The organism is Paenibacillus sp. DP01 (genome assembly GCF_044784315.1).
Taxonomy (GTDB): Bacteria; Bacillota; Bacilli; order Paenibacillales; family Paenibacillaceae; genus Paenibacillus; species Paenibacillus polymyxa.
On sequence record NZ_CP173059.1, the window covers coordinates 5,697,021 to 5,711,713 of the forward strand.

A 14,693-nucleotide genomic window follows, 5' to 3' on the forward strand; every position below is an offset into this window, starting at 1 on the left:
GTATAGGATCACTACTCTATTTTAATTGCCTCGATATAAAGTTCAATTCTCACTTCATTCGCGACAACAATCCCGCCTTTTTCCAGATACGAGTTAAATATCAAGCCAAATTCATTGCGTTCAATACTGGCTGTAGAATGAAATCCTACACGTTCCCGGCCGCGAGGGTCTTTGTTAAGTCCTTCAAAAACGGTATGAAAAGTGATGGGTTTTGTTACTCCATGCAGAGTTAGATTGCCCGTAAGTTCATATTGCCTTTCGCCAGCAAGGACGCAGCTGGTGCTTTCAAACGTAATGGTTGGATACTTGGCTGCATGAAGGAAGTCGTCGCTCTTCAGGTGCTCATCTCGTTGCGATTGGCGAGTTGTGATACTATTTGCATCTATGGAGGCCTGAATACCCATGGTTGCTAAATCATTAGGATCAAAACTCAAGATCGCTTGGAAATGCTCGAATACTCCTTTGATTCTATTAATCATTAAATGCGTTACCGAAAACTCAACGGAGCTGTGGTCCGGATCAACTTCCCACTTGATATTTTCCATGAATAAGTCCCACCTCTATAATAAGATTTTGAGAAGGGTCGCTCCCTCTCAAGGCACTGCGATATTCGCATACTCCTAATATACAAAAACGCTACTGACAACGGGATGTCAGTAGCGTTTTAGCATTTTTTTGGCTTCCTCGTTGTCTATAGTCAATAAAGTTATGTACTAAACAATAAAGTTGTGTTCTAACTTATAGTAACTTGTGAGTGACTGGAAGCTTGCGGAAACAACCTGTGAAACTGAATAAGGACGAAGATCGATCAAGGTCAGCAGATTGCAAAGCCGTTTTGGGGTAGCTAAACCAGACCCTATATCGAAACTTAAAAGCAAACGGACTTTTCTCTGCAATCCACTAAAGAGAAGTCGCCGTATTTGTTATGTAACGTTTCTTAGTTTTAAAAATGAGTTTAATCTCTTGTTTTTTATTTCTGATTAGCACGTTGAGAGAGCCATTCTTTTTTCAGTAATGCATATTGATACGTATTCTCGTATTTCGGCGTGCCGTCTTCGTATTTAACAAATGAAACGAATTCCATGAAGCAGCCTTCCTAGCGAAAGCCCAGTTTATCACACAGCTTCTGGGAACGGAAGTTATCGTCCTCAACATAGGCGTACAGTCTCCTTACTTCTTGTTGCGTAAAGAGATATTCTATGAAGGCGTTGGCGCTCTCACTTGCGTACCCTTTCCCTTCAAATCTGGCATTAAAATTCCATCCAATACCATACGTATCCGAATCTCGTTCTTCCTTCATACCAAATAGTTCCCCGATCAGTTCGTTGCTGTCTTTCAGGCATACCGCGATATGGGAGTCGTCACTGCTTCTTTTTTCGACCTCCTCTGTAGCTTCCTCCAACGTCGAAATCTGGTGATCCATAAAGCAGTTAACTCTTGGATTAGCTGTATACTCTAACAATCCGGCAGCGTCGGTTGCGGCAAAATTCCGCAGGATCAATCGGTTGGTTTCAAGTATTTGCATGGATATACCTCCAGTTGTTATTTAAACGGCCAATAAAGTTGTGTACGAGACATTAATGAAACATCACGAAGGTGAGCTTGCAGGTGCCAATCAATTGAAGGCTGATACTCTAAACTTATCCGTCAACATTTTATGGATAATTTATACACGCCTTCCTCACGATTCGTCTTTGTCGAAATAATCATTTGGCAAATGCAGTTCTCGCAAACAGCTGATAAATTCTCCTTTGAAATTCGGATTGCTTTTATATTCCGGCCATACCGCCTTATAGTAAGGTAGCAACTTCTCATGTGGAATAATGCCCCAGTATAAAATCAAGTTATTCAGAACCTGTGGGCCGCCCCCCATCAGCATCTGTTCAATGATCTGCCAGCTTTGCAGCTTGTTTTCGCAACTGCGTGCGGCATAGATGGCAGTGGTTTGCATTTTCAGGTCGGCATGACACAAGAAAGGCACAAAGTTCTGAAGCGTAATCGCACCGTAATTCTCCAAAATATACCCTGCATAACGCAACGTTTCCGGGTCGTGAACCCTGTCAAGCCTTTGCAAGATCACTGGAATAAACTCCGTTAAATCCTCAGTTTTACTGGAAGCGTGCAGAATCTGTAAAGCTTGAAGAAAATCCTCATGTTCATCCGATTGCAACAGCTCCAGAAGATATTTTCTACCCGTGTCAAAGGAAGTTTTGCAGATGAGCCTAATGGCTGTGGTCCGATTTTTGGGGCTTTGTTCCGCAATATTTTTCAAAAAAGAAAGGGTTAGCTGAGAGACATTCTTAAACTTGAACAATCCATCAAGCGCTTTGGCTTGGATTTCTTCGTTTGGAGCGCTCTGATAAATCTGGATCAGTGCATTCTCATCACCCGGCATTCGACTGCCAAACCACCCGATATCATAATCCAGAATAATTTCATCCAGCCAGCGCTCATACCAATCCAGAAAGCTGCCTTCATAGACAAAGAAAAAAGGATGATCGAGATGAAAATCGGAGGTGTACACAATTCTCCCCCTATATTTCCCTTCAAGTACGAGATACATGTCGTATTCGCAGCCTTGGGTACCTATGCACAACATGCCGCCCAACACCTTATTACAGGTGTCGTCATATTCCTCATCGGGAATGTCCTCGTCCCTGGTCAGGGGCTCAATCAGATGGTTCCATTCCTCTTTGGTCATCCCGGGATGCAGAACGGATTTTGCAAGGAGCACCTGGCGCTCGGTGTAGGAAGTTGCCTTTCCAAGTGAATAAATTCCATAGTAGGGTCCGGCGCCTCCGTTGCCGATTTTCATTAAAAACAGCGCGTAAGGCTCAGGAAGTGTGACCTGATTGAGGGTTTGCCAGTCCTCTAGCTCTTTTGCTGTAAGCTTCTCTTTAACCCTATATTGATGTGAGGATGCTCCAAACACCGAGAAGTCCGCGTCTTTGCGCATGGCTTGACTCAGTTTGTTTTTTATTCGATCCAGTTGCGTTTCTTTCTTCCTAAACCACATATTTGAACTCTCCTGTTGACCATAGCCAGGTTTCCTTGTTTGCTTATCCAGCAATTTTATTGTTTTTTCTATGGGTCGTACCTCTTTAAAATGATATGTATCTAGAGTACCACAGGAAAAATCCATATGAATGGAATCTATATGTGGATTAGACTATAATCACCTTGTTATTCATGTAAGCCACTCCTCATTTCTCGGAAATTAACGACATAATTATTTAATTAAACTCATTAAACGCAGTTCATTTTAAACAACATAGAGTGAGGGAGAAAATAATGAAAAGCCAATTAAGAAATATTACGGTCGACGGTTATGCATTCGTTTATTGGTATTCAGGCGGGTCCCGCTTCGTCTTAAACCTATCTCCCAAAGAGAATAAAAACATCAAAGTCACGCTCATCTTCCAGGCAGATCCTCCCGATGAAGAGCCTCGTACTTATTGGGCCTTTTATGATATTTCAGCACAAAATAATAACATGGAAACTGTCCTCCATCTGGGTAAACCCAAGCATATCGCTGAAATTATCTCTTACTTGATGGCAAAACGACAAGAGCTTTGGACCCAGGGGAAACCTCTGGTTCTGGATAATGCCTGGGATTTATTAAAGGAGATGGGCTATTCCGAACTAAATCCAATTTGGATTAGACAGTGGTAGTCCTAAATGGCTTGTGGGCTAGCCCCCTTTGACCTGACCACTCAAAGGGGGCTTAAAGTCCACAGGGGTACGATTATTCGTTATTCGGCGTAGTCGGACTAGCCGAGGGCATCAAGCCTTTAACAGCGCCGAGAAACGGGCGAATAGACTTGATCATGCCGTAGCCCATCTTCACAACCGGGACAAATTTCTGGATCATGCCGAACAGTCGCAAGCCGCCGCCGAGCATACCGCCAAGCCCTCCTGCGCCTGCAGTGGAGCCGCCAAGGCCGCCTAACAGCGAGCCCATCATCGGCAGGAATGCCGACACCTTGGCGTCCGGCTTGCGAGAGCGCGAACGGCTAGACGGTTTACGTGCACCGCTTTTCCGGTTGCCGAGACGGACGCCCGGGGCATGCGAACTGGCTCTGCGTTTGAGAGGTCGGGAGTCTTGTTTCCTGGAAGGAGCACGCAGGGGAGCCCCAGCACTGGAAAGTACCAACCCGCCGCGATTAACGTCGGTGATGTAGCCGACATAAGTCTCTCCGCTGTGCAGGGTGACACAGACCGGACGGCCTTGAAACTTCTTAGCCCGTGCACGCATCTCCTTCGATTGTGCCATGGAAGTTCACCTCGCTCACTGATTATAATTCAGTTTACGCCAGGGGCGGGCTTCCTGCTTGTGCGAATGGGGCATACGCACGCCAAAAATCGCCTGACGTGCTCGTTAGCCCCACGCCAAATCAAGAGAATTGCCAAAAACCTGCTACTGGATGGTGTATCTCAGTCGCTCCCACGTTGGCGAAAATATATAGTGATCCAAAACCAAAAGGATAATTGTAATCCTCCTGAAGTAACGTTTCGGGGTAACCATCTTCATCTACCTGCAATAAAAAGGAAAAGGACTCCTCTTTCAGCTTCGTAAAATAATAGTCTTCATTTTGAATAAGTCTCGGGTTTCCGCCTACTTTGATCAAAAAAGGCTGATCCATCGATTTTTTGTCATGGCTTAATTCCCCATCTGAAATTGCATGCTTTACAAGCCCTGGGTTAGTAAACATATCTTTGACACTTTCAGTTGAAGTGGGATGCTCAATCACCTTGACCGAGCAATTAGGATAAATGTTGTTTTCTAAATACTCCTCATAGTCTTCAGGGATGAAGATCGAAATCATGCTCTCCGGTTTAAAGGGATGGACGAGGCTCAAGTAAAAAACATATTTTTGGTTATCTTCGTGGATGAGGTCCGATTGATTATCAAAAAATTCGGGCGCATTCCCGCCGATCCAGCCCGCACTATGCTCGTTCGATAGGATTGACCCCGCATAATAAAGAATACATTCCGTTCTCTCAGCTAAAATATTCATTTGATATTCATTAGGCATTTTACAACTCTCCCTCAAGAAATGAGAAACCCCTTACTCCGCCGCTTCCGCCAGCCATGCTTGCATAGCTGGAGACTCTGCCCGATTCAAACGCAGGGCGATTTCGGTATTGATCTCATCTGGCGGCATGTTCTCGACGAGGACACATACAGACTCTCGCGGTTGATTCAAGGCAAACACGCCTTCATCATCGAGCATTTTCATCGCCAGCTCCATGGCCTTCAGCCTCGAATCAAATTCACGATTCCATTCATCAGCTTCAAGCTCCGCAATGGAAGGACGTTCCATAAATAATTGTTTAACATCATCGAAGTCCTCATCCTCGTAGCAACAATAGGGTGAATCGGCATAAGACCATTTGATGAGTTCCGCAATCGTTGACCCCGGCGTGTCACTTTCTTCTCCTTGCCTGGCCGCTTCCCTCTCCAAGGCCTCCCATGACCAGGCGGAGATGCTTGGCGCATGTCCCTCTCCAGTAGTAAATAGCGTGCAGTAATAGTAACGTTCACCATTTTCAAAAAGAGTGCGAAAGGACGTCCTAGCCACATCAGCAATTTCTGCCGCCAGCGCCTGTATTTCATGCGTCGGTTCCATGACAATCGCCCCTTAGCCCTATAAAATATATATCTTATTTCCATTATAAAAATTGTTCGTCCTAAATCTACCTACTTTTCGCCTGAATCCTGGAAATGTGTACGATTAAGGTTCTAATTCGAGGTGCATCTTGGCTTCCGCCTCATCCCATGGCACTGAGTAACCCGCCCCTTTGGCGCAAAAGATAGAGGAGGATGTATACAGTGGGTCTGCCCCTTTGCGGTAGCCCATCCGTTCTATGACTTCCTCCGTATTATGACAGCGATCGTAGCCGCTGAACACGCAACGGATACTGCCTCGTCCATGCGTAAAGGATGCAAATTCGGTACTGTAGTTCATGAAAGTCGACACGGGCACCCTGCCCGTGACCACCGCTTGCGTTCCGGTTGTCTGCGGTGGATTAAAAATACCCGAAGCACGCTGAATATCGGACAGCACCCTGCCCATTTCATCGATAGCGACCTTGATTTTGAAATCGTAATAGGGCTCCAGCAGCAGATTGTCCGCCTTCTCCAGCCCCTGCCGTAGTGCTCGAAAAGCAGCCTCACGAAAATCGCCACCATGGGTATGTTCTTTATGCGCGCGCCCCCTCAGCAGCGTAATGTTCACGTCGGTAACCGGCATGCCGGTCAGCAGTCCGTGATGCTCCCGTTCATAGAGATGATTCCGAATCAGATTCTGATAGCTGACATTCAGATCATCGGCATGACATCTGCTATCGAACATAATGCCGCTGCCCCTTTCTCCCGGTTCAATCAGCAGATGCACTTCCGCATAATGCCTGAGCGGTTCGAAGTGGCCGTACCCTTTCACAGCCGATTGAATCGTTTCCTTATACAAGATTTCCGGTTGTCCAAAAGAGATAGCAAAGCCAAACCGCTCTCTAACAAGCTGCACCAGCACTTCCAGTTGAATCAATCCCATGACGCGGATAGAAATCTCCTGCAATTTTTCATCCCAAACGACGTTTAGAGACGGCTCCTCCGCCTCCAGTGTGCGAAAAGCACCGAGCACCTTCTGTACATGTATCGAATTGTCGAATAATACCTTCGATTGTAATGTCGGCTCCGAATCGTAAGCTAACTTGTCCGATATCGACCCCAGACCTTGTCCGGCCTCGGCGGCGGACAATCCGGCAACCGCAAACAAATCGCCGGCCTCCACTTGTTCCACTGGCTGCGATTTAAGTCCGTTAAACAAGGAGATCCGCGTAACTTTTTCGTCATATTGAACGCCGCCGCTCTCGTAACTAAGCTGTTCCCTCACCTTCAGCCGACCACCCAGCGCCTTAATGAACGTGAGTCTCGCTCCGCCTGCATCGTGCCGAATTTTATAAACCCGCCCCTGGAACGAAGCATTCTCCTCATAAGTGGTTGTCGTCAGCAGATGCAGCTGATCCAGAAATTCAACGACGCCTGTATCCTGAAGCGCAGAGCCGTAAGCACAGGGGAAGAGAAGACCCGCCGCTATCATCCTCTGCAAGGCCTCCAGCCAGAAGCCGGAATCCTCTCTCCCCTCCAGGAATGCTTCCAGCAATGCTTCGTCTCGCTCCGCCATGGCCTCCCGCAGCGGCTCGCCGACTATGCCGTCAGCCAAGCTCTGTGTAATGCAACATACTTCCCCCGTTAACTGCTGTCGGATATCTGCCTCGGTTCTGCCTACATCCGCGCCGATCCGATCCGTTTTGTTGATAAAGAAGAACGTCGGAATCCGATGTTTGCGTAGCAGCTGCCAGACCGTCTCCGTATGGCCCTGGACACCTTCAACTGCGCTTACAATCAGGATGGCATAGTCAATGACCTGAATCGCCCGCTCCATCTCTGGAGAGAAATCGACGTGTCCGGGCGTGTCTATTAAATAATAACTGTCTCCTTTATATTCCATTACCGCCTGATCTGCGAACACCGTAATGCCCCTTGCCCGCTCGATGTCGTGGCTGTCCAGAAACGCATCCTGATGATCCACCCGCCCCCGGGACCGGATACTGTTCGTATGGTACAGCAGCTGTTCCGCAAAAGTTGTCTTACCTGCATCCACATGGGCGAACAGGCCAATCGTTAGTCGCTTCATAGAATCCCACTTTCAACGCTTCTTGTTAATACTGCTCATTTTATTAAAGCATAGAATTCGGGAGAGTGGGTAGAAGTTGGTTTGCGCTCACAACTTGCTGGAAAGCAAACATAAGATATCGGAAAGTAAAATAACTCCTCAATTAATGCCGAAAGCGAGTATCGTCAGAAATGGGTCTGAGTTACTGTTTGTTTGAAATAACATTATCGAGAAACTGAACTGCGTCACTATTAAATTTCCAGGAGATCCCAAACTTATCAACTAGCATTCCAAAGCACGAAGACCAAGGCGTATTTGTTAACGGCATCACAACATGGCCGCCAACAGACAAATGTTTAAAGTATTCTTCCAATGTTTGTTTATCATCATTAACTAGACTAATAAATACGTTATTTCCTTTCACTAGTTCCCCTGTTACCGCCATCATGGAAGGCAAAATATCCGACATCATGATTTTTCCGCCTGCAAACTCGACTGAGGACTCCATGATCATATTTAATTCATTCTCCGATAATGGATAGTTTGGATCTTGCGGGAAATCCTTAAATTTAACTTTTTTAACTTCTTTCGCGTTTAAAGCCTTCGAATAAAAATCAATCGCTTGTTCTGCAACTCCATCAAAGTTTAAATATACAATAGCTGACATAAAGTAAAACCTCCTTCGTGTTATACATGCAGTATAATGAATAAGAGGTGACAGATGTATGTCACCATTTATAGATATAGTACAAAAAAAGAAGGAGAACCTATGGAAAAGGTCGAGAGGTTAATATCCATCATCATGATATTGCTGAAAAAAGACATCGTTACAACAAAAGAATTCGCACAATTATTTAACGTTTCCAAAAGAACGATCCTTCGGGATATGGAAACTCTGAGTTTATCGAACATCCCGATCTATTCTATTCATGGAATTCATGGCGGCTATGGCATTATGGATGAATACAAGGTTGATAAACGTCTTTTAAGCAACTCCGACTTGGAGAATATATTGACTGCGCTCGGCGGATTAGGACAAATTCTAATTAGTGAAGAAGTTGAAGTGACTATTAAAAAAATAGAAGCTATGGTTAGCCCATTGTCTCCAAAAGGTTCAATCCAACTGTCATTTTATGATTGGGAGGGTCGGTCTGAGATTCTTCAAACCTTGAAGATATGCCAAGAATCGATATCAAAGAGAAAGTTGGTCTCATTTGATTATATAGATAAAAATGGCACCGCGACGAATAGAATTGTCGAGCCATATCAGCTCCATTTTAGCGAAATGAGTTGGTATTTGAAGGGATTCTGTTTACATCGTCAGGGATATAGAACATTTAAATTATCCAGGATCGATCATCTTCTTATGGAGGAAATCACATTTAACCCTAGAGTTGATTCATTGGGACAAGAACATGAAGCAAGTTATCAATCGGAATCAGTCTCTATTAAGGCATTAATTTCGCCTAGCATAAAAGATCAATTTATAGAAAGGTACGGCCGAAAGAGTATTGAAAACTATAGTCCTGATTATCTCTTAGCCACCATCCGTGTTCCTCAAAACACTAATGGATTTCAATTTTTAGCAAGCCTCGGTACAAATCTAGAAGTCGTAGAGCCCAAAGCATATGTTGAAGAATTTCGAAATTATTTAAATAAAATGGTGGCGATATATAATGAAAACCCCAATTAATTTTGATAAATAAAGAGAGAGAGTGGTAGATTCTTTTTATACTAATTCTTTAATTTGGATGGCCCCGTGAGGAAAAGTTTACAGGTTTACATATCCTCTGCTTTCAACGATCTTATTGAGGAGAGACATACCGATGTTGAAGCCAATGATACGGTTCAGCTTAACGTCGCTATCAGCAAAATCGCTAAATGGATAGCGATCTTACAAACTTGCCCCCTGTTCATCACTAGCCTAAGGAGAATTTCATTTATGGCTGTGGAGAACGAGGAGATTGAAGTTAACCTGGTCATAACAAAATGGAATAACTTCAGCGGACGTGGCAAATGCTGAATTATCGAGTAACCGCAGAAAGAAGTTTTCTCATTCTTTCAATTGTTGGGGTATCCAAAGGAATATTAACTGTAACCTGGAGGTCAACGGAGTCCATAGCCTGAAAGGAAAGATGACCAAAACGAAGGGAACCGACAACAGGATGATTAAGCAGCTTTTCGCCTTCCGGCACATTTATAACTTGATGCAACGGCCACCATTCCCGGAACTCCTTACTTTGCTGGTGCAGGTCCTCAATAAACTCTCCCCACCAAGGATCCCCGACTGTATTTGCATAGTTGGCCCGAAACTGGGCTAACCGATGTTTGGCGTTCGCTTCCCAACTGTCACCCAGCATCCGCTTCGCATTATTCGTAGTGAATAGGCGCCATATCGAATTTCTATCTCTTGCCGACATTGCTTCGTAATCTCCAAAAACGAGAATCGCGGCCTGGTTCCAGGCTACGACATCCCACCTTGAATTTACCACAAAGGCAGGGCTTTCCCCCTGTCTGTCCAAAAAATCCTGTAGTAGCCGGCTTACCTTGTTCTGTGGCGCTTGATTACTCGGGGGTAAGTGTCCTGCAGCGAGCAAGAAGAGATGTTTTCGCTCAATGTCGTTCATTCGCAGCGCACGGGACAAGCTATCAAGCACCTGGATGGATACCTGAATATCTCTCCCCTGCTCCAGCCATGTATACCAATCCACACTGATACCAGCGAGTGTGGCAACCTCTGCCCTCCTAAGACCAGGTGTCCGCCGTCTTTCACCGGAAGGCAAACCTACCTGCTCCGGAGTCAGACGGGCCCGTCGGGTACGGAGGAATTCAGCTAATTCTCCGGTCTTTTCGCGTTCCTCCTGCATTTCACCTCATCCCTCCAGTATTTCTTTGTATTCTGGGAGTAACACTCCTAGGTTAATTCCTTCTCTCGTTATTCTATATCATCGATTATATACTGATGTAGTCATATTTAATTACAAGATAAGGTTAGGAGGAGATTCTATATGAACCAACTAAATGGCAATCATTTGAAGGGTGGGGAACGAGCACCGTTATTGGATTGGAACAAGACTTCTCTGGTCGTCATTGACCTCCAAAAATGGATTGGCAGTCAGTATGCTCCTTATTCTGCCGAGATGGTCATTGCAAATTCAGCTAAGCTGGCCAATCTTTTTCGTAACAAGGGGGCTTTTGTGAATCTTGTACACGTATCCAGTAAAGACTTCAAGGATATACCTTCTCCCAAGCTCGATATCACGGTACCTAGATTGAACCTGATAGAGGGCTGGGATGAATTTGTTCCCGAGCTCGGAGTGACCGAGACAGACCATATCATCTCCAAAAAACAATGGGGGGCTTTCCATGGAACAGACCTTGACCTGCAGCTGCGCCGCCGAAATATTGATACGATCGTTTTATGCGGTATATCCTCAGGTATCGGAGTCGATACAACCGCAAGAGAGGCATTTCAGCACGGCTATCAACTTATTTTTGCAATTGACGCCATGACCGGGTTCACCAAGGCCGAACATGAGCATGTACGGGATGTTATTTTTCCGAGGATTGGCCGGATTCGCACAACGGAAGAGATTCTAGAAGGGATTTAGGTTCGCTTTAAAAGGGAAACCCGATTGTGTCTAGAATCAAAATATGCTTTTAAAAATATGGTTGGCTATGGCTCAAGGCCATCCATCCCAAGGATCTGGCTGCAGGCATACGCGTGGTTCATGCCGGAGGCACCTTAATAACGCAAGAGATGGCGGGCAAAATGATTAAAAGCATGAGCATGAACAATACCTCCACCGTAAAAAGTAATGAGTACGGGTTCAGTGCCCGTGAACTTGAAGTGCTGCATAAGCTGGCTTCCGGCCTGCGCAATCAAGACATTGCTGAGGCGCTTTTTCTTAGTGAAGGGACTGTTAAGAATTACATCTCATCGATTTACTCGAAGCTTCAGGTCAAGGGAAGGCGAGAAGCTGCCCGCATAGCCCGGAATTCGGGCATATTGGATCACAAGTAACCATAAACCATGTCATGACCAAAGAACACTATCTCTTTATGACTTTTCCAGCATAAACTCATAGCTACCAAACGTTATAGGAGCTGATGAAGGACATGAGGAAAGTAAGGTCCAAAAACATAGAGAGGCTGCTTCGCTTTCCGATAATCTGGATGCTTATGGGTGCGGTTCTCTGCGCTGTCTGTAACGGCAAGTTTTAAGGCCATCCTTTGCTGGATGGCCCTTTTATCATGTCCCATTCGTGGGGGCTCTTCTTTCTGCAGGCAAAAGGCCGCCTTCCTTATTCCGTTTCATTTGGAGATGTTAACGGATTCTTGAGGGCAGGGAGTAGAACGCCGTCGATTAGCGAAGTGTAGAAAAGCTTGTCGAATGTTTTGCGCTGTACGAGTCCGCGATAAGAAGCCATTGAAGTAATAACCTGGCAGGCCATTTCAATGTCCGCACGGGTGGAGATTTCACCGCGGCCGACGGCCCGCTGCATGAGCTCACGATTCACTACAGCCCACGGTTCGAAAATTTCTCCGTTAATTGATTCCCGATTCTGCGAAAAAAAGGAGCCCAGGCCTGCGAGTACTCGAAGTTTGCGTTCACCTTCTTCGAGCGATTGCGGCTTCAATAGCGCAAGCAGATCATCGCGCAACGTTCCCGTATCGGGCAAGAGGTGAAGCTCAAGATGATTTCGATTCATCCAGGTTAAGGCATCTCGGACTAACTCTGTCTTGGAGGACCAGCGGCGATACACCGTCGCCTTTCCGGCCTTCGCTCTAGCTGCGACCATGTCCATTGTCATTCCATCGAAACCGGCTTCGGCGAGGATGTCGATTGTCGCTTCCAGGATTTTAGCATCCCGCGTGTGATCTCGTTTCCGACCTAATGTTTTCTCTGGCTTTTCCGCTACTTCGTCAGCTAATTTAGACCCGATTGACTCTCTACTTTTCATTTTATTCATTACATTTAACCTTCCTTTTCGGTACTAATTAGTTTCGGAACTTGACGGTATCGTATTGCGGTGCTTTAATTTAAGTATCCCACACAGAACAGGGAATTTAAAGGAGGAGTATACCATGGATAAAAAGGTCTGGTTTATCACGGGGGCCTCTCGCGGTTTAGGCCGCATATGGGCAGAAGCCGCGCTCACGCGTGGCGATAAAGTTGCAGCTACCGCCCGCAAATTGGAGGACGTTGCCGATTTGAAGGAACGTTTCGGAGATCTCGCTCTTCCCATGACACTCGACGTAACGGATGCTGAGCAGGTCCGCCAGGTCGTTCAGCGGGCTCATGCCCATTTCGGCAAGCTGGACGTTGTCCTCAACAATGCCGGTTATACTTTGGTCGGAATGATCGAGGAGGCAAGCGAAGCCGATGTCCGCGCTCTGTTTGATGCGAACTATTTTGGTTATCTTCGAGTCATCCAAGCTGCCTTGCCACTACTGAGGAAGCAGGGCAACGGCCATTTGCTCAGCGTTTCAAGCTCCCTTGGGATCGAGGCAAGACCGCTCATCGGCTTCTATTGCTCCTCCAAATGGGCGGTCGAAGGACTCCACGAAAGCCTGATGCAAGAGGTCAAGGACTTTGGGATTAAGGTGACACTGCTTGAACCCGGTGCCTATGCGACTGAGTTTGGCGCTTCAGGTAAGCGTGTACCGGAAATGGACGTCTATGCCGATGTACGGAAGCAGGTGTTCACGCATCTATCAACCGAGAAACGCGGCAACCCTCAATCGACTGCAGAAGCCGTTCTCAAGATCGTGGACGCAGCGGAACCCCCACTACGATTTGTGCTCGGCTCGGAAGTCCTGCCTATAGCACGCGGCATCTATGCTGACCGTCTAGCCACCTGGGAAGCCTGGGAGACTGTCTCGAATGCAGCGCAAGGCAACCCTATGCAATAAGCCGTTGCAATTGGACTGGAACGGACATCTACATCACTTAGCAGAATATATATCCGATAACCAACCGGCTTTCTATTTTAGCAAAGAGCCTCTCCGAATTTTTTTTCGAAGAGGTCCCTTGTTGTAACTATAGATTTAGCCCTACTTGTGATACGGTTCACCTTATCACTCTAACGGCGAAAAAAAAGCCGTTGTATTTCGGTTCTCCGAGCTATAGGTAATGAAAGTTTTAGGGCCATCCTTAGCCTCCCTCATCTATGAAGAAAGGACAGGGCGGTCGCCCCTGTCCTTCTTTACTTTAACTAAATTTTTCTATTATATATTTTAACTGTAATTGGAGCGACAATCATAACAAGGAGTATGCCGATAAAGATGGTCATTGATGCGCTTGAAGTGAACTGTCCATGATTGGCTAAATCTTTAAAAGCCGTGACCAAATAAGTAATAGGATTATGTTCAGCTACGCTCTGCAAAAAATGGGGCAACGTATCAATAGGCACGAAGGCGTTGGATAGGAACGACATCATCATGGTAACCATTGTCGAAATACTAGAAATCGTTGATGCGGATTTGGATAGCAGACCAATCAATGCAAATACCCAACTGATTGCGCATGCGCCGAATATGGCCAAAAGCGAAGCGACGATCAACCACCCAAACCCGGCTTCCGGACGCCATCCAAGAATAAAGCCCGTACCGATCGAGAAAAAAGCCGCCGCGACATATCGTAAAATATCTGATGCCACTAAACCAGCCAGTGGAGCAATCCGGACAATGGGTAATGATTTAAACCGATCAAAAACGCCAGTATCCAAATCTTCTCGTAATTGCGTGCCCGTTGCCGATGACGACATGACCAGTGTTTGAATTAGAATTCCCGGCACGATGATTGGCAAGTATCCTTGTACACCTCCAGCAATCGCACCTCCGAACAGATAAGAAAAGACGATCATGAAGAAAATAGGTATTACGGTTACATCTATCAATTTATCGGGATTATGTTTGATTTTCAGGATATTTCTTTTTGCCATTACAACAATATCATACAGAGCGCTCTTTAAGTTGTTTTGTTTGCTTATCATGGATTCCATGTTTATC

Annotated in this window: 15 protein-coding genes and 1 pseudogene; 5 read left to right on the plus strand and 11 right to left on the minus strand. The window is 45.8% G+C overall.

Annotated features, from left to right (window positions below; genetic code table 11):
- Nucleotides 1-11: 11 nt before the first annotated feature.
- The 3 genes and pseudogenes from ACH59B_RS25170 to ACH59B_RS25180 form a co-directional block, all read right to left on the minus strand.
- Entirely contained in the window at nt 12-545 is a 534-nt protein-coding gene (locus ACH59B_RS25170; protein ID WP_257126508.1) for a YceI family protein, read from the minus strand.
- 425 nt (nt 546-970) lie between these two features.
- A pseudogene (locus ACH59B_RS25175) lies at nt 971-1,525 on the minus strand (GNAT family N-acetyltransferase).
- A 156-nt stretch (nt 1,526-1,681) separates the two neighbouring features.
- Nucleotides 1,682-3,016, minus strand: a complete 1,335-nt coding sequence (locus ACH59B_RS25180; RefSeq protein WP_404302999.1) for an SMI1/KNR4 family protein — start codon at nt 3,014-3,016, stop codon at nt 1,682-1,684.
- 275 nt (nt 3,017-3,291) lie between these two features.
- Between ACH59B_RS25180 and ACH59B_RS25185 the strand changes: the two genes are divergently transcribed.
- The gene (locus ACH59B_RS25185) at nt 3,292-3,672 is read left to right on the plus strand and encodes a hypothetical protein (protein ID WP_318300801.1); all 381 of its coding nucleotides are present in this window, start codon (nt 3,292-3,294) and stop codon (nt 3,670-3,672) included.
- Between the two features lie 73 nt (nt 3,673-3,745).
- On the opposite strand, the gene ACH59B_RS25190 is transcribed toward ACH59B_RS25185, so the two are convergent.
- The 5 genes from ACH59B_RS25190 to ACH59B_RS25210 all read right to left on the minus strand — a co-directional run bounded on the left by ACH59B_RS25190 (nt 3,746) and on the right by ACH59B_RS25210 (nt 8,346).
- Nucleotides 3,746-4,273, minus strand: a complete 528-nt coding sequence (locus ACH59B_RS25190) for a hypothetical protein (protein WP_318300802.1) — start codon at nt 4,271-4,273, stop codon at nt 3,746-3,748.
- A gap of 121 nt (nt 4,274-4,394) precedes the next feature.
- On the minus strand, nt 4,395-5,036 hold the full coding sequence (locus tag ACH59B_RS25195; protein WP_123797850.1) for a hypothetical protein: 642 nt from the start codon (nt 5,034-5,036) through the stop codon (nt 4,395-4,397).
- Between the two features lie 33 nt (nt 5,037-5,069).
- On the minus strand, nt 5,070-5,630 hold the full coding sequence (locus ACH59B_RS25200) for a DUF4303 domain-containing protein (protein WP_025366240.1): 561 nt from the start codon (nt 5,628-5,630) through the stop codon (nt 5,070-5,072).
- Between the two features lie 105 nt (nt 5,631-5,735).
- Entirely contained in the window at nt 5,736-7,700 is a 1,965-nt protein-coding gene (locus tag ACH59B_RS25205; protein ID WP_123797851.1) for a translation factor GTPase family protein, read from the minus strand.
- A 181-nt stretch (nt 7,701-7,881) separates the two neighbouring features.
- Nucleotides 7,882-8,346, minus strand: coding sequence for a VOC family protein (locus tag ACH59B_RS25210; RefSeq protein WP_017426015.1), 465 nt, complete (start codon nt 8,344-8,346; stop codon nt 7,882-7,884).
- 102 nt (nt 8,347-8,448) lie between these two features.
- On the opposite strand from ACH59B_RS25210, the gene ACH59B_RS25215 reads away from it, so the two are divergent.
- Complete coding sequence (locus tag ACH59B_RS25215; protein ID WP_019689064.1) at nt 8,449-9,372, plus strand: YafY family protein; 924 nt, start codon at nt 8,449-8,451, stop codon at nt 9,370-9,372.
- Nucleotides 9,373-9,703: 331 nt separating this feature from the next.
- Here the strand turns inward: ACH59B_RS25215 and ACH59B_RS25220 are convergent, their stop codons facing one another.
- Nucleotides 9,704-10,546, minus strand: a complete 843-nt coding sequence (locus tag ACH59B_RS25220; RefSeq protein ID WP_123797853.1) for a helix-turn-helix transcriptional regulator — start codon at nt 10,544-10,546, stop codon at nt 9,704-9,706.
- A gap of 141 nt (nt 10,547-10,687) precedes the next feature.
- Between ACH59B_RS25220 and ACH59B_RS25225 the strand changes: the two genes are divergently transcribed.
- Nucleotides 10,688-11,290, plus strand: coding sequence for an isochorismatase family protein (locus ACH59B_RS25225; RefSeq protein ID WP_017426008.1), 603 nt, complete (start codon nt 10,688-10,690; stop codon nt 11,288-11,290).
- Between the two features lie 161 nt (nt 11,291-11,451).
- Complete coding sequence (locus ACH59B_RS25230; RefSeq protein ID WP_404303004.1) at nt 11,452-11,703, plus strand: response regulator transcription factor; 252 nt, start codon at nt 11,452-11,454, stop codon at nt 11,701-11,703.
- Nucleotides 11,704-11,983: 280 nt separating this feature from the next.
- Here the strand turns inward: ACH59B_RS25230 and ACH59B_RS25235 are convergent, their stop codons facing one another.
- Nucleotides 11,984-12,652 (minus strand): TetR/AcrR family transcriptional regulator, encoded by a 669-nt coding sequence (locus tag ACH59B_RS25235; protein WP_017426005.1) that lies wholly within the window; start codon nt 12,650-12,652, stop codon nt 11,984-11,986.
- Between the two features lie 115 nt (nt 12,653-12,767).
- On the opposite strand from ACH59B_RS25235, the gene ACH59B_RS25240 reads away from it, so the two are divergent.
- Nucleotides 12,768-13,595, plus strand: a complete 828-nt coding sequence (locus ACH59B_RS25240; RefSeq protein ID WP_123797854.1) for an SDR family NAD(P)-dependent oxidoreductase — start codon at nt 12,768-12,770, stop codon at nt 13,593-13,595.
- A gap of 302 nt (nt 13,596-13,897) precedes the next feature.
- Here the strand turns inward: ACH59B_RS25240 and ACH59B_RS25245 are convergent, their stop codons facing one another.
- Entirely contained in the window at nt 13,898-14,686 is a 789-nt protein-coding gene (locus tag ACH59B_RS25245) for an ABC transporter permease (RefSeq protein WP_031462530.1), read from the minus strand.
- Nucleotides 14,687-14,693: the final 7 nt, after the last annotated feature.

Coding starts and splice junctions, on each gene's coding strand:
- ACH59B_RS25170 (WP_257126508.1), bottom strand. CDS start 545: ATGGAAAATATCAAGTGGGAAGTTGATCCGGACCACAGCTCCGTTGAG.
- ACH59B_RS25245 (WP_031462530.1), bottom strand. CDS start 14,686: ATGGAATCCATGATAAGCAAACAAAACAACTTAAAGAGCGCTCTGTAT.
- ACH59B_RS25205 (WP_123797851.1), bottom strand. CDS start 7,700: ATGAAGCGACTAACGATTGGCCTGTTCGCCCATGTGGATGCAGGTAAG.
- ACH59B_RS25235 (WP_017426005.1), bottom strand. CDS start 12,652: ATGAATAAAATGAAAAGTAGAGAGTCAATCGGGTCTAAATTAGCTGAC.
- ACH59B_RS25240 (WP_123797854.1), top strand. CDS start 12,768: ATGGATAAAAAGGTCTGGTTTATCACGGGGGCCTCTCGCGGTTTAGGC.
- ACH59B_RS25220 (WP_123797853.1), bottom strand. CDS start 10,546: ATGCAGGAGGAACGCGAAAAGACCGGAGAATTAGCTGAATTCCTCCGT.
- ACH59B_RS25195 (WP_123797850.1), bottom strand. CDS start 5,036: ATGCCTAATGAATATCAAATGAATATTTTAGCTGAGAGAACGGAATGT.
- ACH59B_RS25215 (WP_019689064.1), top strand. CDS start 8,449: ATGGAAAAGGTCGAGAGGTTAATATCCATCATCATGATATTGCTGAAA.
- ACH59B_RS25200 (WP_025366240.1), bottom strand. CDS start 5,630: ATGGAACCGACGCATGAAATACAGGCGCTGGCGGCAGAAATTGCTGAT.
- ACH59B_RS25230 (WP_404303004.1), top strand. CDS start 11,452: ATGATTAAAAGCATGAGCATGAACAATACCTCCACCGTAAAAAGTAAT.
- ACH59B_RS25190 (WP_318300802.1), bottom strand. CDS start 4,273: ATGGCACAATCGAAGGAGATGCGTGCACGGGCTAAGAAGTTTCAAGGC.
- ACH59B_RS25185 (WP_318300801.1), top strand. CDS start 3,292: ATGAAAAGCCAATTAAGAAATATTACGGTCGACGGTTATGCATTCGTT.
- ACH59B_RS25210 (WP_017426015.1), bottom strand. CDS start 8,346: ATGTCAGCTATTGTATATTTAAACTTTGATGGAGTTGCAGAACAAGCG.
- ACH59B_RS25225 (WP_017426008.1), top strand. CDS start 10,688: ATGAACCAACTAAATGGCAATCATTTGAAGGGTGGGGAACGAGCACCG.
- ACH59B_RS25180 (WP_404302999.1), bottom strand. CDS start 3,016: ATGTGGTTTAGGAAGAAAGAAACGCAACTGGATCGAATAAAAAACAAA.